Source organism: Pedobacter hiemivivus (assembly GCF_005144565.1).
Lineage (GTDB): Bacteria > Bacteroidota > Bacteroidia > Sphingobacteriales > Sphingobacteriaceae > Pedobacter > Pedobacter hiemivivus.
This window is the reverse complement of record NZ_SWDX01000007.1, coordinates 17108-38156: the sequence shown is the minus strand read 5'-3', so window position 1 is coordinate 38156 and position 21049 is coordinate 17108. Positions and strand designations below refer to the sequence as shown.

Here is a 21049-nt window from a genome sequence, read left to right as displayed (position 1 = left end):
TCTATTAAAGTTTAATTAATTGAGTAGCTCCCTCTTTAATTTGATATCTGTAAGCTTTCCCACCCTTTTTAATGGTTACCAGTAATTTATCTTTACCAGCGCGAGCAACTTCCAGGTCAAATACATTTCCAAAAGAATGAATATTTCTTAAAGCCATATTATTCCAATCTTTGGGTAGCCTTGGCACACATTCAAAGCTGTTGAAAGCAACAGGGCGCATCCCAAACAATCCTTCCGTAAATATGCGGCAATACAAGCCACTTTCAGCCGATAGATGACGTTGATTCCCCTCTGGATAAGCTTCTACTGCATAAGGAACATGATCCCCCAACAACCTACGTCTCGAATAGTATTTGATAAAATCCATTGCTTTTTCAGTTTCTCCGGCTTGCAGTACGCCTCTTAACGCATAAAGAGTTGATCTGTCCCAGAATGTTTCCTTTCCTGCCTGCGTAGCTAATCCATCTGCAGTCCACAACTTTGGCGAGAACAAGGCATCAATGGTTCCTTGTTTTCTATCAAAAATACCCATAGTTAAAGGCAGACAAATCCATGCACGCAGTACATCATTACCTTCATAATACTTATAGGTTTCAAAACCTTCTACATTGCCACCAAAATACTTTTCTATATTTACTTTTAGTGCATCGGCTTCCTTACGGTAAGCATCAGTCTGGCTTTTAGGTTTATTTAAAGCCTGTCCCAATAACACCGCCGAACGCAAAGCATCGTAGTATAAAGTATTGGTAGATAAGTTAGCTTTACCTGCCGGAAAACGGCCTTCCAGTTCATCTTTATCAGAGGTAGCTACCCCTTCCGAATTTAATTTACGTTTGCTGTATTCTAAACACCATTCAATTAGAGGCCACAGCTTACGGGCCGAATCTATATTGCCATTGGCTAATGCATAACGTGATGCACCATAAGCGATCATCGCCTGATCCCCTCGGTCTCCCGCACCTTTCCAAACCGCATCACCTTCAGCTACAATAGAACTTGGGATGGCTTTATAATTCGGATTCATATACTTAGCAAACCAGGCGTAAGCATTCATTGCTGAAAGATTAGCAATTCTATCACCCGAAAAAGCAAAATAAGGATTGATATATTCTGCCTGATCATTGGCCCAAATAGCGGCATAATAAGCCAAACCTCCAGGTCCATGCATATACCCTCCTTTTGTTTTATAAATACTTTCTGTCGCCCTAAGCTTAGCAAAATCGAAAGTTGTATTCAATACTTTATCCGGGGTTTCTAATTTTAAAGGTGCCTCAATCTCGTCGATTCTCGCAATTCTTTTTTGCTCTTCTGCATCAGGGTTAATTACGGGTAACTGATCAGGATGATCTGTAGCCAGGTAATAAACGGCAAAGGTTACAGAATCTCCAGGTTTTATAACCTGACTTCCATCACCTACTGTCCCCATGATTACACTGTGCGATTGCACTTTACTTCTTGATGGATCGGTCCTTACCTCACGTTTCAAATATTCCATTGTAATCGGAAGATCTGCTTCAGATACATTGGTAAAGACAAATTTCTCGATGGCCATAGGTTGATCAACGGAGGGGTAGAAACTCCGCTCCATAGTACACAAAACAGGCTCTCCTATTTCCGCGTTTACACGCATGATGCCTTTATGATTGATACTTTTAATATCGTATCCTATACTTCCTTTTTTATTGCTTTTAGGGCTTGCAAAATCAAACAACTTCTTATTAATATAAAACCGGGGTAGTTCAATGTCTTGAAATGAATAAGTAATGTGTGTTCTGGTCCCATCGGGTAACATCCGAAAAGTTGGGAATACAAGCGTTCTGCTAATTTTAGATCTTTTAAGACTATCCAATCCGTATTCAACCCATATAGCTACCTTTTCGCCCGCCATTTCAATATGGTCGGTATGTGGTACTGTATTGTTAATGTTCCATGTAATACTTCCGTTGGGTTGTATCACCCATCTATCAGTCTGCTTTAGCAAAAAAGCAAGCTGCTGTCCATAGCATACAGCCTGACTAAGACAAAAAGCTGCAGCAATAATAGTTGTTCTTGTAAAAAAAAATCTCATACTGTTAATTAAGTTCAAATTGGCTACTGCAATTTGAAGATTTTCAATTGCTTTTTCAGGCATTCAATTGGCTAGTTAATCAACAATCTTAGCATTAGTTATCCTAACTCAAGACTAATTCATCCGCTTTTGATCTCGCTTAAATTTGCTACGCAAATGCGTTAAATCAATCGCGTGGCCAGCCCCCATTTCATTCAGCACAAAAAATGTTCTGAGCTCACTTATATTATCAAATTTAGCTAGCGTATTGATCAAAAAATCGCGATAATCCTGCATATCTGTAGCTACAATCTGCAGTAAAAAATCGAACATTCCATTTACATGATAGCAACTGGTTATTTCAGGAACATACTTTACATACTCCATAAATGATTCCAGATTAGAGCTGTTATTGTGAATTAAACGCACTCCAGTAAAGGTCATGAGCTTTCTGTTTAGCATTGTGTTGTTCAAAACCGTCACATATTGCTTAATATATCCTCTCTCTTCTAACCTTTTTATCCTTATACTGACTGAGTTAGGAGATAAATGAATCTTCCTTGAAATATCCTTTGCACTGATTCGTGCATTCTCTTGTAAATGAGATAATAATTTGAGATCTAGTTCGTCTAAGTTGAAAGGCATACAGTTTTTTTTGTTGAGGGCAATTTAGATCACCTCAACAATTAAAAAAACTGTACGTAGATACTTTTTTATTCGGATTTCCTTTTAAAATTCTCGCCACGCAATCTGCTCAAGAAAGAGGGTTGCATTCCTAAATAACTGGCAATGTGCTTTACAGCAAAGTACTGTTCAATCTCTACCCCAAAAAAACCTAGGAACTCCTGGTATTTTTCTCTTGGTTTCATATTCACCATACTCATTTTTTCTAAAAAATCCTGCTTCTCAAAATCAAGAATTTTGTTCCTTAGCTCTTCCACTACAGGAGCATTCAACTTCAGTCTTTCAAAATAATCTTTTGGTAAAAGGATAATTACCGCACCGCGGGCCAGCTGCAAATTAAAATTACTGTTTACAGGTATCACCATTACTTTACCCGGTTTGCAAAAATCTATAGTAACCTCCAGGGGTAAACCTTCTCCATCAACTTTCCGAATAAAATAACGCCCATAGCCCGATTGTAACCAAAATGCATCTGTACCTATTTCTCCCTCCGCTGCCAAAACGGTCATTTTATCCAAAGTATGTACCTCAAGCATTGGCAATATTGAACTATAAAATGCATCTGAGTAATCCAGGAAACTGCGTAAATAATTCAAAAAGTCGTTAATGATCATCAGTTCTTCTTCTGATCTATGCGAAACCCTTAAATCCCCACTATTGAACTCATCTTCAATTGATTCCCGTACTGACGTTTTACATAATAAATAATTTTTGTTCTCTGTAGCGCGTTTAATTTCTTTCATGTGTTAATTTTCTTAATAAATTACACATAGTAGGACAAAAAACCCACACTAGAAAGAAAATTTATTTTGTAACGATAATATGACAAACAACTAAGCGACTAGCTTACCTAAGCTCTGTATCCAGTCTGCAAACATATCCTGTTCTATTTTTATAACCAATTCTGCATGTTTTTCCCAATCCGGCGAGAAGGTTTTAAGTTGATTCAACATCTCTTCCAAATGCCCCTCTTCCTCCAAAATGATAGATTTCACAGTCACCTTACTCCCCGCTCTGGTTAAAACATTTTGATAAATAGGATACAACTCATCCGCTCGCACTTCAATTGCATACGTAACAAACAAATAAGCTGCAAATTTCAACTCATAGCCAGCCAAATTAAAATGCTGCTTTAAATACCTACATACAGCGACATCCAACGCATTTAGATAAAACTTAGTATGATTAGGGCTTAAAAGCTCTTCATTGGTATATGTTTTACACAAATTCCCCTCCAGCTTATCCAATTGCTTCTTCAGGTAATACGCATGGCGATGTTCTTCTGCAGCATGTTTAAGAATAATCAGGTTCACCTGTTCTTTATGCTCTGATGCTGAAATCTTTTTTGCACCGGCATTTTCCATGTACGACAACGTATTTAGCCATTTAGCGTGCAGCACATTGTCATTAACTATATTCTCCAAAATTGCCTGGATCTGCATATTTATATATCTTTTAGTGCCTGTGAAATAGTTTGGTAAATATACGCTAGATCTTCATTACTGATTACATAAGGTGGCAAAATATATAACACATTGCCCAATGGCCGTAAGACAATCCCACGTTCTAAAAAGTACAAGTATAACTTATCTCTTAATCCGCTCAAATAAGAGGTATCATTGCCAGTTTCCCACTCCATAGCCAATATAGTTCCAGCTTGCCTAATGTCTTTCAACTTCGGGTGCCCCTTAATGCTTTCTGCAAAGCCGCTATGTTGCGCTTCCACTCTTTGAATGTTCAGCAGAGTTTCAGGGTTCAATAAAATATCAAGACTAGCCAATGAAGCGGCGCAAGCAACAGGATTTGCCGTAAATGAATGCCCATGGTATAGCGTTTTAAGTTTATCATCACTTAAAAAAGCATCAAATATTTTATGGTTACATGTGGTTACTCCCATTGGCATCGTCCCCCCCGTTAGTCCTTTAGAAAGACAAAATATATCCGGTTTATTGGTTAATGCTTCGCAAGAAAAATACTTTCCTGTACGACCAAAACCAGTCATTACCTCATCAGCAATGGTTAAAATCCCATGTTTCTGGCAGCTTTCCAAAAGCTCATCAAGATATTGAGCTTCATACATCAGCATTCCACTGGCGCCAAGAACCATTGGTTCGAAGATAAAACATGCAACCTCATTAGAAAGGTAGTTGATCCGCGACTTTAGTTGCTCTATGTTTTGAGCATTGGGCAGTTCTATAAACTCTACATCAAACAATAGCTGATTAAAGGGATCTGTGAATATGCTGCGCCCACTAACAGACATGGCCCCAAAGGTATCACCATGATAGGCTTCTTTAAATGCAATGATCTTCTTCCGAACCTGTTTACCCGTATTTACCCAATACTGTAAACACATTTTAAGGGCAACCTCAACAGCTGTAGAGCCATTATCGCTGTAAAAGACTTTTGATTGCTTTCCTGGTAACAGGGGCAATAAACGTTCGGCAAGCTGCACTGCAGGTTCATGCGTAAAACCTGCAAATATCACATGTTCAAGTGTATTTAGCTGTTCGGCAACCTTAGCGGCAATATAAGGATGGGCATGCCCATGGATATTTACCCACCAGCTAGAAACGGCATCAATATACTTCTTGCCCGTTTCATCAAAGAGATACACGCCTTCTCCTCTCACAATAGGAATGTGGGGCAAAGGATTCTTCATTTGCGTATATGGATGCCAAATTACTTGCGCATCACGTGCTACTAAACTCATAAATCGTATTGTTTCAGTAACAGATCAACTGCCGTTTTATCGGTTTTAAAAGTCACATCATCTTCCTTTAGCTTATCCAGCGCGATCCATCTAAACGACTGCAAAGAACCCTCATCAAAGTCAAACGCCTCAGTTTTAAAATTAATTTCCAATGGATGTACTGCCTTAACCATATAATAAATGCTCAAAATCTGACTATCGTTAAATGAAGACTGCTCATAAAAATCAGTCGTATAAAGATGACCCAACACCTCTATTTCGGCATTACATTCTTCCATAAACTCCCTTTTAAGTGCATCAGCGAGGCCTTCCCCAAGCTCAAGACCGCCACCGGGAAATTTACTAAAAATACGTCCTCCAGACTGCTCATCACTAATCAATACCTCACTGTTGGTGTTGATCAATAATCCGTATACCCTAACGTTAAAATAGCTCATTATTTATTGGTCAAAATGTTTTAAATTCTTCGTTGCATTTTCTATAGTCCACTTAATTTCAGCTCTGAAATCCTCCTGCCTAACCGGGCATTCTTTCATGTGACAGTAATTACAGCAAGCCGGCAAACATGGATCAGTATGAATAAAAAGCTCCGTCTTACGATCCGCATTACCGTTTATTGTTTTATCTATTTCAGATATTTCCTGATGGACCCTATTCAAATCGAAATAATATGGCAAGGTAATGTGACAATCGATGTGTAGATCGGCACCGTATTGCTGCGCCCTTAAATTATGTACATCTATCCAGGGATCTTTCCTGTTTTTTTGAAGTATATCTATAATATTCTCTACCAGATCAACATTACTTTCGTCCATTAAGCCACCTACTGAGCGTCTGGTTAACTTATAACCGCTAAATAATATATACAAGCCCAAAAGAATTGAAATCACACTATCCAACCAAAAAATCTCCGTTAGCTTAATCAAAATAATCCCTACAACCAATCCCCCACTGGTAATCGCATCAGTTAACAGGTGCCTCCCATCCGCCTCAAGTGTAATTGATTTATGGTTCTTTCCTGTATTAATTAAGTAATATCCTACAATAAGATTAACTACCCCCGTGACTCCAATAATGCTTGCTCCTTCAAAAAGCTGTACAATTGGCCTAGGATAAATCAGATCGTACCCTGACTTCAAAATAATAATAACCCCTGCAATGGCAATTAGGACACCTTCGATAAACGCAGAAAAGAACTCCACTTTACCATGCCCATAAGGGTGATTCTCATCCTTTGGCAAAGTAGCGAGGTAAATACTATAAAATGCAAAGCTACTGGCCAATACATTTACAATACTTTCTGCAGCATCCGTAAGTATAGCATTTGAATGTGTGATAAAATAGGCGGCAAATTTAGCCAGCATTAACACTACGCTTACACATAATGCGATTAATATGGCTTTCTTTTGAGGTTGCAAATTGCTGAGTTTAGCAGCCAAAAATACAGTTTACCCATGAAATTATGATAAAAAGTATTTTTTTTAGTTTATAATACCGTTAGGTTTCTATATTTGCTACTTCACAAAATAATATTTGCTTGCGCATTAATCATTATGACATTTTTATCAAAAAGAATCAACAACCTATCTGAGTCACAAACCATTAAAATGGCGAAGTTAGGAAGAGAACTATCTGCAAAAGGGATAGACATTATCAATTTAAGCTTTGGTGAGCCTGACTTTTTTACACCTGATGATGTGAAGGCGGCTGCCAAGAAGGCTATTGACGAAAATTACTCTTACTATACCCCGGTTTCAGGTTACCCTGAATTACGTAAGGCTGTTGTTGACAAGCTTTTAAAGGAAAATGGCTTAACTTATACGTTCGACCAAATTGTACTTTCTACTGGCGCTAAACAATCTCTAGCCAATGCAGTAATGTGTCTGGTTGATCCAGGGGATGAAGTTATCGTACCTACTCCTTACTGGGTATCTTATTCAGAAATGATTAAACTTGGTGAAGGTGAAACTGTTTTTATCAATGCATCTGCTGAGAATAACTTTAAAATAACTGGTGCACAGTTAGAAGCTGCAATTACGCCTAAAACCAAATTGTTCATGTTCTCTTCGCCATGTAACCCTACAGGATCGGTTTATAGTAAAGCCGAACTTGCTGATTTGGTTGCGGTATTTGAAAAACATCCAAACATCTATATCATCTCTGATGAGATTTATGAGCACATCAACTTTGTTGGAAAACATGCTTCAATCGCAGAATTTGATTCTATAAAAGACAGAGTAATCTTAATCAATGGTTTCTCTAAATCTTATGCAATGACTGGCTGGAGAGTTGGTTATATGGCTGCAAACAAAGAGATTGCTAATGCCTGCGATAAACTACAAGGACAAATCACCTCTGGAACCTCTTCAATTGCACAACGTGCAGCTTTAGGTGCATATATGGGTGGTTTAGAATCCGTACACTTAATGGTTGATGAGTTCAGAAAACGTAGAGATATCGTTTACGCATTATTAAAAGAAATCCCTGGGATCAAAGTAAACCTTCCAGATGGAGCCTTTTATTTCTTCCCTGAAGTAAAATCTTATTTCGGTAAAAAGAATGGCGAAAATGTAATCAAAACTGCAGAAGATCTTTCTCTATACCTTTTAAATGAGGCACACGTATCTACCGTTACTGGTGAGGCTTTCGGAAACGAAGACTGTATCCGTATCTCTTACGCTGCTTCAGAAGAGCAATTAAGAAAAGCTGTTAGCCAAATTAAAGATGCCTTAGCTAAATTAAGCTAAGCACACATAACACTGTTACTAGTAAAAAAGCAGATCATGATTTATGATCTGCTTTTTTTATGCTCCCTACTTTTTTTATATACCCAACAATGAGAATAGCGAGTTTATGCTGAAGTGCCATGTTTAAAAAATGAGCGTTCGAAGAAAAGGCCTAGGAATTTTTGCGCTTCTTCAGCGCCAAAGGTTCCAGCCTTTGAATTGTAATGCTCATTTTTTAAGAGAAGAACAGCCATATTACGAGCGGATCGCTTCGACAGGATCCAACCGAGATGCCGAATAAGCCGGCCAGAACCCCGATATCGTTCCAATCGCAAACGACACCCCTACTCCTAACAAAATATTATTCAAGAACAGGATCATTGTAAATCCCATAGCTCCGGTGATTAACGTGACGATATACACCAATAAGATCCCCAGTCCACCACCCAGCAAACAAAGTGCAACAGCCTCAAACAAAAACTGTAGCAATATGAAATAATTCTTAGCTCCCAGCGATTTCTGAATACCAATAATATTGGTACGTTCTTTTACAGACACAAACATAATATTGGCAATTCCAAAGCCCCCTACAAGAATGGAGAAGCCACCAATTACCCAACCTGCAATATTTACGATACCAAACATCTGATCTAGCTGATTAGATGCAATGGTGCTCTTATTCAAGGCAAAATCATCCTCAGCTCCAGGTCTTATTTTATGTATCGCTCGCATGGCGCCCTTTATTTCACTCTCAATCTCCTCGACAGCAATATGTTCCTTTCCTCTTACCGTAATCGTAGGATCATATCTTCCACTTTGCACGTCAAACAATCCTTTGGCAAAATTCAAAGGAATCAAGATGTTCTTATCCTGCGACATACCTAACATATCTTCCCCCTCTTTTTTAAATACCCCAACTACAGTCAGTCGGCGTCCCATTACCAATATTTTCTTACCTACAGCAGTTTCACCGTTAAATAAACCATCGGCAATATCGGCACCCAGGATGATCACAGGCGAACCTGATTTCCCCTCATTTTCGGTAAAATACCGACCTTCCTGAAAGTCGATGGTCCATGTTTTGTTAAAATCCTGTGAAGCGGCCTTTAACCCGGCACCTTCAACTGAATTACTCCGATACTTCACGGTTCTACTATCCGCATAAATCTCATAAGAAACGCCTTCTGCATGCTCCAGTCTATCTTTTAGCGCGGTATAATCCCTCAAAGAAGGCTCAGGTCTATTTACATACTTCCACCAGGGGTAATCTCCAAAACCACCCCAAGGCCATTTTTGCACAAAAATAGTTTTAGAACCTAATTTGTCAATGCTCTCCTGGAGTTTACTTCTAAAAGTATCGGTTGCAGTAAAAACGAAGATGATGGCGAAAATACCAATGGTAATTCCCAGCAAGGAAAGCATGGTCCTCAGTTTGTTTTGGCGCAATGCATCAGCTGCGAACCTAAAACTTTCTCCTATTAGTCTGAAAATAATCATAATTGTAGTTTAGATCAAAACTACCCAAAAAGGTTACAGTAATTCCTCCAAAAATAAAAAATATAAAGCGAACAAAATAAATTCAGATTTCGTCACCAAAATACCTTTTTAATAACAAATCAATAGAAAACAATAAAATATTGGCATTAACAGGCTCCATCAAAAAGAATTATACATTAATCAGGATATTATTTTGTAAATTTGCGCCCTTAAATATCACATTAAAACACTATGAAGTTATCTCAATTTAAGTTTAATTTACCCGAATCATTGGTTGCCAACAACCCTTCTGAACATAGAGATGAAGCCCGTTTAATGGTTTTACATAGGGATAGCGGTAAAATTGAACATAAAATATTTAAAGATGTTTTAGATTATTTCGATGATCAGGATGTTATGATTCTGAACAATACTAAAGTTTTTCCTGCCCGTTTATACGGAAACAAAGAGAAAACCGGTGCAACAATTGAGGTTTTTCTGTTAAGAGAACTGAACAAAGAGCTTCGTTTATGGGATGTTTTAGTTGACCCTGCACGTAAAATCCGTGTTGGAAATAAATTATATTTCGGTGATGATGATCTATTAGTTGCTGAGGTAGTTGACAACACAACTTCTCGCGGCCGTACCATCCGTTTCTTATTTGATGGTACTGACGAAGAGTTCAGAAAAAACATCGAAATCTTAGGTGAAACACCATTACCTAAATACATCAAACGTAAAGCTACTGCTCAGGATAAAGAACGTTACCAAACTATTTTCGCTAAACATGAAGGCGCTGTTGCAGCTCCTACTGCTGGTTTGCACTTTAGCAGAGAACTAATGAAACGTTTGGAACTGAAAGGTATCAACTTTGCAGAAGTTACCTTACACGTTGGATTAGGTACATTCAGATCAGTTGAAGTAGAAGATCTGACCAAACATAAAATGGACTCGGAGCAATTCATCATTGAGCAGAAAGATGCAGATATTGTAAACCAGGCATTAGAACGCAAGAAAAGAGTATGTGCTGTTGGTACAACCTCAATGCGTGCTATAGAATCAGCTGTTTCTTCAGGAAGAACACTTAAGGCTGCGAACGACTGGACTAGTAAGTTCATCTTCCCTCCTTATGAATTCAGTATTGCAAATTCAATGATCACCAACTTCCACACTCCAGAATCTACTTTATTGATGATGGTAAGTGCTTTTGGTGGTTATGATTACGTTAGACACGCTTATGAAGTAGCTTTAAAAGAAAAGTACCGTTTCTATAGCTATGGCGATGCGATGTTAATCATCTAAAGATTAATCTATTCAATTTAAAGAATATAGACATAGGAGATTTGAAAACGTAAGTTTTAAATCTCCTATTTTTATTTAAATGCAATACAACATGAAATATTATGCAATAATAGTAGCTGGCGGATCAGGCAACAGAATGCAAAGCGCTGTCCCGAAACAGTTTTTGTTATTAGATAAGCAACCTGTGCTTATGCATACAATAACAGCATTTCATTCATGTGCATTAAATCCTCACATCTTACTGGTGCTCAATATAGACCAGCACAAATATTGGGAAGAACTTTGCTTGAAGTATAATTTTACGATCCCCCATCAGGTTGTTAATGGTGGAGCACAGCGATATCACTCCGTAAAAAATGGCTTAAAAGCCATTAAAGGAAAAGGCATTGTTGCTGTTCACGATGCAGTAAGACCATTAATTTCAGTTCAGCTAATTACCAAATCCTACCAGGTTACTGAAGAAACAGGCAATTGCATTATTGGCATTACGCCTACTGATTCTGTTAGAAGAGTATTGGAAAATGGCAAAAGCGAAGCGCTCAGCAGAGATGAGCTGGTGCTAATACAAACGCCACAAACGTTTGAGATAGACCTACTCAGAAAAGCATATCAGGCTCCTTTTAGAAACGAGTTCACTGATGATGCTTCTGTAGCGGAATATGCTGGATTTAAAATTAACCTGATAGCGGGTGAAAGAGAAAACATCAAAATCACCCACCCTGAGGATCTGGAGATTGCCTCCATTTTAAAAAGGATGATCAAGAGAACACCTTAGTTATGCGGCCCTATTTATTACTTTCAGTAGAATAGCAACTACAGCAATAACCAACAAAATGTGAATCAAACCACCCACATTAGGTCCAAACCCGTGAAAAACGAATCCAATAATCCATAATATAACCAGCACTACTGCTATAAGATAAAGTAAATTTCCCATAATATTTATTTTTAATAAGGGAACACTTAAATCTGCAAATTGTTTAAAATAAAAAAGGCTCCCTTGTCGGGAGCCTCTACTATTTCGTTACAGGTTAATACTCGTCCTCGTTAAAGAAGAAATCATCTTTTGTAGGATAATCTGGCCAAATTTCCTCTATGGTTTCATAAGGCTCACCATCATCTTCCAAAGCTTGTAAATTTTCAATCACCTCTACTGGGGCACCTGATCTGATACCGTAATCAATCAATTCATCTTTTGTTGCAGGCCATGGAGCGTCTTCCAAATGCGATGCGAGTTCTAATGTCCAATACATATTTCTTATACTATTAAGTTATTCAAATTTATTTCGCAAAAGTATATTAAAAAACCTGAGCAAAACAAATTTTTTTTCCACTATTTTCAATCCCATCGTTTTTCAGTCCAATGGTCTTGAATTTTCATTAATTACAATCGCGGAATCCAGATGTTTTCTTCTGTTTTAGCATCTGAATTCAGCTTTCGTGCCAAAACAAACAAATAATCGCTTAAACGATTCAAATAAATCGTCATTTTTTCGTCAACAAAGCTTTCCGAAGCTAAATGAACGGTTAAACGCTCTGCGCGACGGCAAATACATCTTGCTACATGACAATAAGATACAACTGTATTTCCACCAGGTAACACAAAATGTTTCAATTCCGGCAGCACTTCATTCATATCATCCATTTCCTTCTCCAATAAACTGATATCATTATCATAGAGGTCAGGGATCTTCATCCTTGATTTTTCAGGATCTGCAGCCAAAGCGGCTCCAACAGTAAAAAGACGGTCCTGTATTTCCTTTAACATTTTTTGATGATGTGCATCAATATCCTGACACATGATCAGTCCGATGTAAGAATTCAGTTCATCCACTGTACCATAACATTCGATTCTCAAATGAAACTTAGGTACACGGGTGCCTCCTATTAAAGAAGTCAAGCCCTTATCACCGGTTTTGGTGTATATCTTCATATTTAATTTATGGTTTCAAAATCGGCACCCTTCTCTTTCAGATGTGTCAATCTTGGCGACACCGTTTTAATGTCTGTATTTAGATAGTCTTTTTCAATCAAGCCATCACGCATACGAACAATACGATGTGCATGTTGAGCGATATCCTCCTCATGTGTAACCAGAATAATCGTATTCCCTTTACTATGGATCTCCTCCAGCAGCGCCATGATCTCTATAGAAGTCTTCGTATCCAGGTTTCCGGTAGGCTCATCGGCCAATATGATAGATGGATTATTAATCAATGCCCTTGCAACAGCCACACGCTGTCGCTGTCCGCCTGAAAGCTCATTGGGCTTATGAGTTACCCTATTTCCTAAACCAACGTTCTCTAGCGCCTTATGCGCACGTTCCTCGCGTTCTTTTTTATTAGCCCCTGCATAAATTAAAGGCAAAGCCACATTATCCAGAGAGGTAGAACGTGGCAACAAGTTAAAAGTCTGAAAAACAAAACCAATCTCACTGTTCCTAACTTCCGCAAGCTCGTTATCCGACATGTGACTCACGTTAGTCCCATTTAGAATGTAATCGCCTTTACTTGGCGTATCTAAACAACCTAAAATATTCATCAGGGTAGATTTCCCAGAACCAGAAGGCCCCATCAATGCTACAAATTCTCCCTTATGGATATCGAGTGTAACTGATTTCAAGGCATGAATCACCTCAGAACCAATGACATATTTACGAGCAATATTTTTAATGTGTATTAATGCTTTATCTGACGCTGTCGACGTGCTAGAGGCTTTCTCCATTGCTTTTCTTTTGAGGTTAGACGGCACCGAACATGCTAATGTTACAGCAGTCCTTATTTTTCTATGATCTTTGGAACGAGAAAAAATGCTTCATTATGTAGCGCTGAGTTTTTTAAACCGTCTGCTACACTGATCTCCTGTTTTACTTCATCTTCACGCCAAACATTCTCTTCCGCATTCATGTACACCAAAGGTTCCACGCCTTTAGTATCCAGCTCATTTAACTTCTCCATAAAAGTAAGAATCTTGTTCATATCCGGTATTAAGGCATCAATTTCTTCCTCTTTAACCGCGATCCTTGCTAAATCTGCTACTTTATGTATGGTTTGCTTATCTATAATCATTTATCAACAAGTTTACTATTTATCAAGTCAAAAATACGGTCTTTTAACTCATCTGAGTCATTTATTGTCAAATTGGTCGTCAAAACCGGCTTATGGACATAAATATCACCAATTCCCGGTGCAGAACCGTACTTTACCCCATCATCCCACATCGTTTTCCATACATTCGTTAAGCTTACCGCAACGATGGGCACCCCCTTCTCTATCGCCAATCTAAATGGTCCATTTTTAAAAGGCATCAATTTTGGTGGATAGTGTTCATCCGCAATCTTCCCTTCCGGAAAAATAATCAGGCTCATTCCGTTTTCAAGGTTAGTCCCTGCCCGTTTAAACGCCCTAAAGGCCGACATTTTACTATCTCTATCTACCGGAATATCGATAGTTTTAAAAAAAATCCTCAACAAGGGGTTCTTTAATAACTCCGCCTTTCCCATAAAATGAAATCTACCTTGTGCTAATATGCAAAGGATCATGATATCATGATTAGAAGTATGATTACAGCAGTAGATATAATTTTGACCGGACAGTAATGGCTCCTCGAAAGTAAAGCGAGGAACAAAGCCAATAAAGAATGCGCAGAGTCTACTTTTTAACTTACGCAAGCCATTTAACAGGCCGTAAGTTTTCGGATTTTGAGCGGCCAGATAATAAAACGGATAAAAAAATATCGAAAATATAGCAATTATAAATACAGAATAGACCCGATGTATTTGTTTGAGGTTGCTGATCATTGAATTCAAAATTACTAAAAATAGCCCATATGCTCAAAAACTGCCATTAACGTGTAAACATTTAGCATGTAGATAAAAAATGAAATTATAAGCGGGCTGAATTAGGGTTTTTTATTAATTTCGGCCTCTTGAATCTTACCTTCAGCTTAGGCTCAAAATCTAAAGCAAGGATTTTTCATCAAATTAACAATTAATAATCAAATGAGAGAAACGGTAGTTAGTGGTATTCGTCCAACGGGAAAATTACATTTAGGAAATTATTTTGGTGCAGTAACCAACTTTGTAAAAATGCAATATGATTATAATTGCTATTTTTTCATTGCCGATCTACATTCATTAACTACTCATCCTACTCCACAAGATCTACATGGTTATGTAAAACATGTTCTGGTAGAATATCTTGCTTGTGGAATAGATCCTGAAGAAACAACAATTTACATTCAATCTGATGTTCCAGAAGTTGCAGAATTGTATTTATACCTGAATATGAATGCATACATGGGCGAATTGGAAAGAAGCACATCTTTTAAAGATAAAGTTAGAACTCAGCCCGACAATGTTAATGCAGGACTATTAACATACCCTACATTAATGGCAGCAGACATTCTTATCCATAAAGCTACAAAAGTACCTGTAGGTAAAGATCAGGAACAGCATCTTGAATTTACAAGAACCTTCGGAAACCGTTTTAACAGGCTGTATAATACAGAATGCTTCCCTGAGGCATTTGCATTTAACTACTCACAAAATCTCGTTAAGATCCCGGGTTTAGATGGAAATGGTAAAATGAGCAAATCAAGCGGAGAGGGTAACTGTATATACTTATCAGACAGCCCTGAAATTATCCGTAAAAAAGTATCTCGTGCGGTAACCGACAGTGGTCCTACAGAAGAAAACCAGCCAAAGCCAGAAGCGATTCAGAACTTATTTGATTTGATGAAAATTGTTTCTACCCCTGACACCATTGAACATTTTGACGGACTATACAATAAAATGGGAATTCGCTATGGTGACTTCAAGAAACAACTTGCTGAAGATATGATTGTATTCAATACGCCTATCCGCGAAAAGATTGAAGAAATGTCTAAGGACACTTCATATTTGCGTCAGGTAGCCAAACACGGTGCCTTAAAAGCAAGAGAAAGTGCACAAAAAACCATCAAGGAAGTTAGAGAGATTATTGGATTCAAATCATTTTAACATTTAGTGTAAAATAAGTACCTTACTCCTCTTCAAAAATAAGATATGCACATAGCGATAGTTGGAAATATTGGCGCCGGTAAAACGACTTTAACAGGTCTACTTGCGAAAAATTATGGCTGGGAAGCCTTGTATGAAGCTGTAGATAATAATCCTTACCTGGAAGATTTCTATAGTGACATGAAGCGTTGGAGCTTTAACCTGCAAATCTATTTCCTTAATAGCCGTTTTCAGCAAATTGTAGACATCCAGAATTTTAATAGGAATGTAATTCAGGATAGAACGATTTATGAGGATGCCTACATATTTGCCGATAATCTGCATGAAATGGGATTAATGACCACCAGAGATCATCAAAACTATAAAGCTATATTTGAGAACGTTACTTCTTTCATTAAACCGCCAGACTTACTGGTATACCTACGTGCTTCAGTACCTACTTTGGTAAACAATATTCAACGCCGTGGCCGCGAATACGAAACCAGTATCCGTATTGATTATTTATCTAAGCTTAATGAGAAATATGAAGCCTGGATTAAAGGCTATAGTCTTGGTAAATTACTAATATTGGACAAAGATAAATTGGATTTCAGCAATAACCCAGAAGATCTGGGCACCATTATTCAATCTATAGACGCGGAGATTAACGGATTATTTTAAGATGAAAGTATTAGGCATTATTCCTGCTCGTTATGCCTCTACCCGTTTTCCGGGCAAGCCTTTAATTGATATTCAGGGTAAAAGCATGATCCAACGGGTTTATGAACAAGCCTTAAAAGCTACGAGCTTAAACAAAGTGGTTGTAGCTACAGATGATGAACGCATTGCTGAAGCAGTAAAAAACTTTGGTGGAGAATTTGTAATGACCGGAAGTACACACCAAAGTGGTACAGACCGTTGTGCTGAAGTATCACAACATTTCCCAGATTTCGATACAGTAATTAATATACAGGGCGATGAACCATTCATCAACCCAAAGCAAATCGACCTACTTGTTTCTTGTTTTGAGGAGGAAGATGTACAACTGGCGACACTAATTAAAAAAATCCACACCGAAGAAGAACTGTTTAACAACAACATTCCAAAAGTGGTGATCAACAGCAGACAAGAAGCTGTTTATTTCAGCAGGCATACCATACCCTACATCAGAAGTGCAGAAAAAGACCAATGGCTAAATGCACACCAGTTTTATAAGCACATTGGCATTTATGGATATACCACCACTACCCTACACGAAATCACCAAGCTTCTGCCTTCTTCGCTCGAAGTAGCCGAAAGTCTGGAGCAATTGCGTTGGGTAGAAAATGGCTATACTATTCAAACCCGCATCACAGCCATTGAAACCATTGCCATAGATACGCCCGAAGATTTGAATAAGATCATTAGGTAAGCAATTCAATTATTACTTATATTGGTTATAGTTATGAAAAATTATCTTATCCCAATTTTACTGGTATTCGGCATTTTAAGTGCTTGTACTTCGGGCCACGAAACTAAGGGCAGCGCTGAAAATCATATTGTATTAAAACCATTTAGCGATTCCGTTAAGATAGACACTTTTAAAGTTGCGCTTAACGGAAATGATTTGAAAGACATGACCATTCGGTTTAGCATAACCGCCCACGACGGGAAACTCATCTACAACAAAGATTTTAAAGCCGTGGATTTGATAGACAATTACAAATCCAGCGTCGATTTGAAAAAAGAGCGCAGTCAGAAGGCCTTTATTATGAATGAATATAAGCTATTTCTAGATGACGAGAACTTTCTAGAACCCGCAGTTACAGAAAGTGAGAGCCCAGATCAGTATACTCCTGATAAAACTTTTTACAACGAACTAAAACAGTCTACATTAAACGGTTTCAAGTACCGTACTGGAAAAGAGACAAGTGTATATATTGCCTGGTCTGAAAAAGAAAAAAAAGTTAAGCCGTATTACAATTGTTGTAAATAATTTCATTTTAATTTTATTGCCAAAAAACGCTTCAATTGAAGGCCAGAAGCATGTGCTAACGTAAAATGGCCATACTTTGTATACCTCAACGAGAAAAAAATAAAAATAATATTATGATACTTATAAATTTTATATTATGTTTATATAATCAAAGAGCAAATAAGTAGTTTGCTTTTCAACAATCAGCATATTCTAACCAAATATACTTTTACAAAAGAGCCCGGAAATTTTCGGGCTTTTTTCATTTAACGCCTTTTCAATCTATTTTCAACTCATAAAAAGAATATTATTTCGAATAGTTAATGCGATAAAAAAAATAGTTCTTAGATTTAAGAACTGTGCCTCTTCGCTACAAAGTAATTTATGCTCAAAAAGATTTCCATTAGTATTCTATTTCTATTTCCAATTATTACAGCCTTAGCGCAAAAGGCAAAAATAAAAGGTATAATCATAGATCCTATCGAAAATAGAAAGCTGGAGCATAGCGCCATCCTACTTATCGGCGCCGCAGATTCTATGCTGGTAAAAACAACCAGAGCTAATCAGCTAGGATATTTTGAGTTCGGAAATTTAAAAAAAGGCGACTATAAAATTCTAATTACCTACCCAAAAATGGCCGATTATATTCGGAACCTAAGGGTGTCCGACACTTCAAATCTAAATTTAGGTATCATCGGCATGGAACTGAAATCCAAGATATTACACGAAGTAGTGATACAAGCCACAAAAAGTGCTGCAAGGATGAAAGGCGACACGCTTGTCTTCCAAGCAGATAGTTTTGCCGTACGTACCAATGCCAATGTACAGGAGCTATTAAAAAGATTACCAGGAATAGAGGTAGATAAAAATGGGACTATAAAGGCACAAGGCAAAGAGGTAAAAACAGTATTGGTTGATGGGGATGAGTTTTTTGGCGATGACCCATTGCTGGCCACAAAATATCTAAAGGCAAATGCAGTTGAAGAAATTCAAGTATACGACAGAAAAAGCAAAAACGCCGACCTCACCGGTATAGATGACGGCATAAAGAATAAGACCATCAACATTAAATTAAAAGAAAATGCCAAAAACGGGTACCTATCAACAATTGACCTGAATACCAGTACTACTAAGCTGGGAGATTACGGAGGTATGGTTGGTGTATTCCAAAATAAACTCAAAGCGGCTGTTTATGGCACCTATTCCCGCTTAAATAATGAATCCAAGATAAACAACTCGTTGCGAAAACTGAAGGGCGAAGAATACGACCTGATCGAAGTTGGGGATGATGGCAGCTCCATTATGTATGTATCCGACAGTGAAGATGATGACTACACCACATCTTCGGGAGGATTACCTAATAATTTAAGTTTAGGAGCTTATTATGCCGATAAATTTAAGGACAATAAAATGGGTTTAAAACTCAACTTTAAAATCTTTAATAACAATAATATCAACCATACAACTGCCAATACAGAAGAATTACTTCCAGATCAGCCAAAATTTTACAGTTCAGAAAGTACCGATAACAATACCGAAGTAGGAGGCGAATCTTTAAAGGGAACTTATTCCTACAATATAGACCCACTTTCTGTCTTAAAAGTATCTTTTGGATTGAGTAAACGTAGAAACGAACACAATTCAAGGAGTGCTAACTCTACGCGTGGAGATAATGGATTCCCTATCAGTGAGAATAAGCAAAAGAATGCTGGGATAGGTACAACTGAAATCTATAATGGAAACATTAACTGGTCCAGAAGGTTCAAGAAAAAAGGACGTACGCTATCCATAGATTTGCAGCCAGAAAGCCAAAGCAGCAACAACAATGAGTACAGTTTAAACAGAACCAATTACTTTAAAACCAATGGCTTTCTAGATAGAGTTGAAAATACCGACCTTAGGAAAAGCAATTCAGGATCTCAAAACTCATTAGGTACCAGGATCAATTACACTAATCCAATTTCTAAAAAATGGATACTCGAAGCAGGGTATAGTTTCAAAACTATAGCTTCAAGTAGTAATAGAATGGTCTTCGACAATATTAAAGATGATTCAAAAAAGATAGACTCCTTAAGTAACAACTTTAAGTTTGTCAATTTTTCCAATGTTGGTAAAATAATCCTACAATATAGTAACCAAAAAATTTCGGTATCGACTGGGCTCGAAGCAACTCAAAGTAACTTTGAATTGAAGGACCTGGATAAAAGCACAGATTTCAGAAGAAACTACTTAAATCTATCACCCAGAACCAACCTATTTTATAAGATCAGCAACAGTACCGGCATGTCTGTCAATTACAATGGAAATATGCAGCAACCCAGTATTGAGCAACTACAGCCAGTCCGACAAATCAATACCCCATTGTTTCAAGTTATCGGAAATTCGGCATTAAGACCTTCTTTCAGTAACAATTTCGGCATTTCCTATAACAGTTTCCAGTTCAAATCAGATCAATATATCTCTGCCAATTTCAACTATAGCTTTACCAATAATGCCATTGTAAACACTGAATTGGTAGATGAGTTCAACAAGAGAATATCTAGCTTTATCAATGCCAATGGCAATAATTCCATAAATGGTAACCTAAGTTATTCTAAGGGTTTTTCTAAGGTGCATATGCGTTTTGGTGCTGACCTGGGCTTCAGCAGATCGAACACTATAGCTATCATTAATGCTACCCAAAATAAAGCGGCAAATATGCAATATAACTTAAGGGCATCCTTTAATTATTATACCCCTAAAATAGAATTCAATTACGTACCATCAGCCACTTTAATGACTGGTAAATCATCTATTGGTGAAATTAACGATGGTAAAAGTGTTACCCACAATCATGAAATCTCAGGCACCATTCAATTGCCCTTTAAATCCGAATTTCACACTTCTTTTTCTTTATCCTTCCGTCCTGCCAATTCCTCGTTTGTACAAGATGTGAATACCGCAATCTGGGATAGTTACATATCTACAAAACTACTAAAAAGCGAAACGCTTGAAATTAAGCTATCTGTTACCGACATCCTAAACCAAAAAATAGGATACAATAGATTTGTAGGTGGTAACATGATAAGCGAAAACACATTTAGCTATATCCCGCGTTATGTATTAATTGGGATAAACTGGAATTTAAGTGGTAATTTTATGAAGAATACAGCAGCCAAATAAATTGATC

The 21049-nt window shown here is 37.6% G+C and carries 22 protein-coding genes; 8 read left to right on the top strand and 14 right to left on the bottom strand.

The genetic code is table 11. The features are described 5' to 3' along the window. Nucleotides 1-4: 4 nt before the first annotated feature. From FBD94_RS17655 to FBD94_RS17625, 7 genes are all read right to left on the bottom strand, one after another. On the bottom strand, nucleotides 5-2068 hold the full coding sequence (locus FBD94_RS17655) for a glucosidase family protein (protein ID WP_235884545.1): 2064 nt from the start codon (nucleotides 2066-2068) through the stop codon (nucleotides 5-7). A gap of 114 nt (nucleotides 2069-2182) precedes the next feature. Beyond that, entirely contained in the window at nucleotides 2183-2692 is a 510-nt protein-coding gene (locus FBD94_RS17650) for an Lrp/AsnC family transcriptional regulator (RefSeq protein ID WP_136881181.1), read from the bottom strand. 68 nt (nucleotides 2693-2760) lie between these two features. Beyond that, nucleotides 2761-3474 (bottom strand): Crp/Fnr family transcriptional regulator, encoded by a 714-nt coding sequence (locus tag FBD94_RS17645; protein ID WP_136881180.1) that lies wholly within the window; start codon nucleotides 3472-3474, stop codon nucleotides 2761-2763. Nucleotides 3475-3564: 90 nt separating this feature from the next. Beyond that, nucleotides 3565-4173, bottom strand: a complete 609-nt coding sequence (locus tag FBD94_RS17640; protein WP_136881179.1) for a hypothetical protein — start codon at nucleotides 4171-4173, stop codon at nucleotides 3565-3567. Between the two features lie 2 nt (nucleotides 4174-4175). Beyond that, complete coding sequence (gene bioA / locus FBD94_RS17635; protein WP_136881178.1) at nucleotides 4176-5444, bottom strand: adenosylmethionine--8-amino-7-oxononanoate transaminase; 1269 nt, start codon at nucleotides 5442-5444, stop codon at nucleotides 4176-4178. Beyond that, on the bottom strand, nucleotides 5441-5881 hold the full coding sequence (locus tag FBD94_RS17630) for an NUDIX domain-containing protein (RefSeq protein ID WP_136881177.1): 441 nt from the start codon (nucleotides 5879-5881) through the stop codon (nucleotides 5441-5443). Before FBD94_RS17630 ends, bioA begins: the two co-directional genes overlap by 4 nt. Nucleotides 5882-5884: 3 nt before the next feature. Beyond that, a complete protein-coding gene (locus FBD94_RS17625; RefSeq protein WP_165503685.1) occupies nucleotides 5885-6862 on the bottom strand; it encodes a cation diffusion facilitator family transporter in 978 nt (325 codons plus the stop codon). A 135-nt stretch (nucleotides 6863-6997) separates the two neighbouring features. Here FBD94_RS17625 and FBD94_RS17620 point away from each other — a divergent pair, with 135 nt between their 5' ends. Beyond that, entirely contained in the window at nucleotides 6998-8191 is a 1194-nt protein-coding gene (locus FBD94_RS17620) for a pyridoxal phosphate-dependent aminotransferase (protein ID WP_169472343.1), read from the top strand. Between the two features lie 234 nt (nucleotides 8192-8425). On the opposite strand, the gene FBD94_RS17615 is transcribed toward FBD94_RS17620, so the two are convergent. Next, nucleotides 8426-9667 carry an ABC transporter permease gene (locus tag FBD94_RS17615; RefSeq protein ID WP_131611237.1) on the bottom strand — a complete coding sequence of 414 codons (1242 nt, stop codon included), beginning with the start codon at nucleotides 9665-9667 and terminating at the stop codon, nucleotides 8426-8428. 231 nt (nucleotides 9668-9898) lie between these two features. On the opposite strand from FBD94_RS17615, the gene queA reads away from it, so the two are divergent. Together queA and FBD94_RS17605 are read left to right on the top strand one after the other, a co-directional pair. Continuing rightward, on the top strand, nucleotides 9899-10948 hold the full coding sequence (gene queA, locus FBD94_RS17610) for a tRNA preQ1(34) S-adenosylmethionine ribosyltransferase-isomerase QueA (protein ID WP_131611234.1): 1050 nt from the start codon (nucleotides 9899-9901) through the stop codon (nucleotides 10946-10948). Nucleotides 10949-11039: 91 nt separating this feature from the next. Then, nucleotides 11040-11723, top strand: a complete 684-nt coding sequence (locus tag FBD94_RS17605) for a 2-C-methyl-D-erythritol 4-phosphate cytidylyltransferase (protein WP_131611232.1) — start codon at nucleotides 11040-11042, stop codon at nucleotides 11721-11723. Here FBD94_RS17605 and FBD94_RS17600 read toward each other — a convergent pair whose 3' ends face one another. From FBD94_RS17600 to FBD94_RS17575, 6 genes are all read right to left on the bottom strand, one after another. Beyond that, nucleotides 11724-11885: a lmo0937 family membrane protein gene (locus FBD94_RS17600; protein ID WP_131611230.1), complete on the bottom strand. Its 162-nt coding sequence runs from the start codon at nucleotides 11883-11885 to the stop codon at nucleotides 11724-11726. Between the two features lie 94 nt (nucleotides 11886-11979). Further along, nucleotides 11980-12201, bottom strand: a complete 222-nt coding sequence (locus FBD94_RS17595) for a DUF2795 domain-containing protein (RefSeq protein WP_008240955.1) — start codon at nucleotides 12199-12201, stop codon at nucleotides 11980-11982. Nucleotides 12202-12332: 131 nt separating this feature from the next. Further along, on the bottom strand, nucleotides 12333-12881 hold the full coding sequence (locus FBD94_RS17590; protein WP_136881176.1) for a cob(I)yrinic acid a,c-diamide adenosyltransferase: 549 nt from the start codon (nucleotides 12879-12881) through the stop codon (nucleotides 12333-12335). 2 nt (nucleotides 12882-12883) lie between these two features. After that, on the bottom strand, nucleotides 12884-13672 hold the full coding sequence (locus tag FBD94_RS17585) for an ABC transporter ATP-binding protein (protein ID WP_131611225.1): 789 nt from the start codon (nucleotides 13670-13672) through the stop codon (nucleotides 12884-12886). Between the two features lie 53 nt (nucleotides 13673-13725). After that, nucleotides 13726-14016, bottom strand: coding sequence for an Asp-tRNA(Asn)/Glu-tRNA(Gln) amidotransferase subunit GatC (gatC, locus tag FBD94_RS17580; RefSeq protein WP_136881175.1), 291 nt, complete (start codon nucleotides 14014-14016; stop codon nucleotides 13726-13728). Beyond that, nucleotides 14013-14747 (bottom strand): lysophospholipid acyltransferase family protein, encoded by a 735-nt coding sequence (locus FBD94_RS17575; protein ID WP_136881174.1) that lies wholly within the window; start codon nucleotides 14745-14747, stop codon nucleotides 14013-14015. Before FBD94_RS17575 ends, gatC begins: the two co-directional genes overlap by 4 nt. Nucleotides 14748-14948: 201 nt before the next feature. On the opposite strand from FBD94_RS17575, the gene trpS reads away from it, so the two are divergent. From trpS to FBD94_RS17550, 5 genes are all read left to right on the top strand, one after another. Then, nucleotides 14949-15947, top strand: a complete 999-nt coding sequence (gene trpS, locus FBD94_RS17570; protein WP_131611220.1) for a tryptophan--tRNA ligase — start codon at nucleotides 14949-14951, stop codon at nucleotides 15945-15947. Nucleotides 15948-15992: 45 nt separating this feature from the next. Then, nucleotides 15993-16607 (top strand): deoxynucleoside kinase, encoded by a 615-nt coding sequence (locus FBD94_RS17565; RefSeq protein WP_131611219.1) that lies wholly within the window; start codon nucleotides 15993-15995, stop codon nucleotides 16605-16607. A gap of 1 nt (nucleotide 16608) precedes the next feature. After that, entirely contained in the window at nucleotides 16609-17337 is a 729-nt protein-coding gene (gene kdsB, locus FBD94_RS17560) for a 3-deoxy-manno-octulosonate cytidylyltransferase (protein WP_131611218.1), read from the top strand. A 33-nt stretch (nucleotides 17338-17370) separates the two neighbouring features. Next, on the top strand, nucleotides 17371-17901 hold the full coding sequence (locus tag FBD94_RS17555) for a hypothetical protein (RefSeq protein WP_225874807.1): 531 nt from the start codon (nucleotides 17371-17373) through the stop codon (nucleotides 17899-17901). Between the two features lie 363 nt (nucleotides 17902-18264). After that, nucleotides 18265-21042 carry an outer membrane beta-barrel family protein gene (locus FBD94_RS17550; protein ID WP_136881173.1) on the top strand — a complete coding sequence of 926 codons (2778 nt, stop codon included), beginning with the start codon at nucleotides 18265-18267 and terminating at the stop codon, nucleotides 21040-21042. The last annotated feature ends 7 nt before the right edge of the window (nucleotides 21043-21049 follow it).

Excerpts from the sequence above, each read along its gene's own strand:
- FBD94_RS17655 (WP_235884545.1), bottom strand. The coding sequence starts at position 2,068 with ATGAGATTTTTTTTTACAAGAACAACTATTATTGCTGCAGCTTTTTGT.
- FBD94_RS17650 (WP_136881181.1), bottom strand. The coding sequence starts at position 2,692 with ATGCCTTTCAACTTAGACGAACTAGATCTCAAATTATTATCTCATTTA.
- FBD94_RS17645 (WP_136881180.1), bottom strand. The coding sequence starts at position 3,474 with ATGAAAGAAATTAAACGCGCTACAGAGAACAAAAATTATTTATTATGT.
- FBD94_RS17640 (WP_136881179.1), bottom strand. The coding sequence starts at position 4,173 with ATGCAGATCCAGGCAATTTTGGAGAATATAGTTAATGACAATGTGCTG.
- bioA (WP_136881178.1), bottom strand. The coding sequence starts at position 5,444 with ATGAGTTTAGTAGCACGTGATGCGCAAGTAATTTGGCATCCATATACG.
- FBD94_RS17630 (WP_136881177.1), bottom strand. The coding sequence starts at position 5,881 with ATGAGCTATTTTAACGTTAGGGTATACGGATTATTGATCAACACCAAC.
- FBD94_RS17620 (WP_169472343.1), top strand. The coding sequence starts at position 6,998 with ATGACATTTTTATCAAAAAGAATCAACAACCTATCTGAGTCACAAACC.
- FBD94_RS17615 (WP_131611237.1), bottom strand. The coding sequence starts at position 9,667 with ATGATTATTTTCAGACTAATAGGAGAAAGTTTTAGGTTCGCAGCTGAT.
- queA (WP_131611234.1), top strand. The coding sequence starts at position 9,899 with ATGAAGTTATCTCAATTTAAGTTTAATTTACCCGAATCATTGGTTGCC.
- FBD94_RS17605 (WP_131611232.1), top strand. The coding sequence starts at position 11,040 with ATGAAATATTATGCAATAATAGTAGCTGGCGGATCAGGCAACAGAATG.
- FBD94_RS17600 (WP_131611230.1), bottom strand. The coding sequence starts at position 11,885 with ATGGGAAATTTACTTTATCTTATAGCAGTAGTGCTGGTTATATTATGG.
- FBD94_RS17595 (WP_008240955.1), bottom strand. The coding sequence starts at position 12,201 with ATGTATTGGACATTAGAACTCGCATCGCATTTGGAAGACGCTCCATGG.
- FBD94_RS17590 (WP_136881176.1), bottom strand. The coding sequence starts at position 12,881 with ATGAAGATATACACCAAAACCGGTGATAAGGGCTTGACTTCTTTAATA.
- FBD94_RS17585 (WP_131611225.1), bottom strand. The coding sequence starts at position 13,672 with ATGGAGAAAGCCTCTAGCACGTCGACAGCGTCAGATAAAGCATTAATA.
- gatC (WP_136881175.1), bottom strand. The coding sequence starts at position 14,016 with ATGATTATAGATAAGCAAACCATACATAAAGTAGCAGATTTAGCAAGG.
- FBD94_RS17575 (WP_136881174.1), bottom strand. The coding sequence starts at position 14,747 with ATGATCAGCAACCTCAAACAAATACATCGGGTCTATTCTGTATTTATA.
- trpS (WP_131611220.1), top strand. The coding sequence starts at position 14,949 with ATGAGAGAAACGGTAGTTAGTGGTATTCGTCCAACGGGAAAATTACAT.
- FBD94_RS17565 (WP_131611219.1), top strand. The coding sequence starts at position 15,993 with ATGCACATAGCGATAGTTGGAAATATTGGCGCCGGTAAAACGACTTTA.
- kdsB (WP_131611218.1), top strand. The coding sequence starts at position 16,609 with ATGAAAGTATTAGGCATTATTCCTGCTCGTTATGCCTCTACCCGTTTT.
- FBD94_RS17555 (WP_225874807.1), top strand. The coding sequence starts at position 17,371 with ATGAAAAATTATCTTATCCCAATTTTACTGGTATTCGGCATTTTAAGT.
- FBD94_RS17550 (WP_136881173.1), top strand. The coding sequence starts at position 18,265 with ATGCTCAAAAAGATTTCCATTAGTATTCTATTTCTATTTCCAATTATT.